This window comes from Phytoactinopolyspora endophytica (assembly GCF_004138495.1).
GTDB lineage: Bacteria > Actinomycetota > Actinomycetes > Jiangellales > Jiangellaceae > Phytoactinopolyspora > Phytoactinopolyspora endophytica.
The window spans coordinates 12,075-12,596 of sequence record NZ_ML142852.1 but is presented as its reverse complement, the minus strand read 5'-3'; the positions used below and the strand labels follow the sequence as shown (position 1 = coordinate 12,596).

The following is a 522-nucleotide window of genomic DNA, read 5'->3' as shown; positions in this document are numbered from 1 at the left end:
GCCCTGGGGCGTGTGGGGCGGTGAGCTCTTCGAGGCCGGTGTTGTCGTGCCCCGCAAGCGTCCCCGAGGACGGCCCCGCAAGACCGAGTTGGCGGCGTGACTTTGAGCATCCGGACCGAACGTGAGGAGTGAACGGATTTGAACACCACACCAGAGCTGACCAGAGACGACCAGACGGATTTGATCTTCAGGAGCGATGACATGCATCTTTTGAACGAAGCCTTAGCGCGGGCGCACTGTTATGAGCGCCTTGCCGAGGCGGACGCGGAGCGGAGAGCGAACGGGGCGCGGAAGGTTCAGCGCTTGGAGCGCCGGGCGGCGCGTGCCGCGCGGCGCGCCCGGCGGCTCACCGCCGCGGCTTTGGCGGCTGCCGGCCGAGCCGCGTAGCAGTCGTAGTAGTAGCCGCGTAACAGTCGTAGCGGTTGTAGACCGGGCTGCCGGGGGGATCCCTCGGCAGCCCGGTCTACAACGGTTAGCGGGCAGCGAAACCAGGCACCCAGCGTTCGAACTCTCCCTGGAACG

The 522-nt window shown here is 67.0% G+C and carries 1 protein-coding gene and 1 pseudogene; both read left to right on the top strand.

Translation table 11 applies throughout. From position 1 onward, the window contains the following. Positions 1 to 100, top strand: a pseudogene (locus ELR45_RS42290) (WhiB family transcriptional regulator); the annotation flags it as partial. Positions 101 to 201: 101 nt separating this feature from the next. Then, the gene (locus ELR45_RS08435; RefSeq protein ID WP_129665140.1) at positions 202 to 387 is read left to right on the top strand and encodes a hypothetical protein; all 186 of its coding nucleotides are present in this window, start codon (positions 202 to 204) and stop codon (positions 385 to 387) included. The last annotated feature ends 135 nt before the right edge of the window (positions 388 to 522 follow it).

Bases quoted from the DNA above. Each gene is read 5' to 3' on its own strand.
- ELR45_RS08435 (WP_129665140.1), top strand. From the start codon at position 202: ATGCATCTTTTGAACGAAGCCTTAGCGCGGGCGCACTGTTATGAGCGC.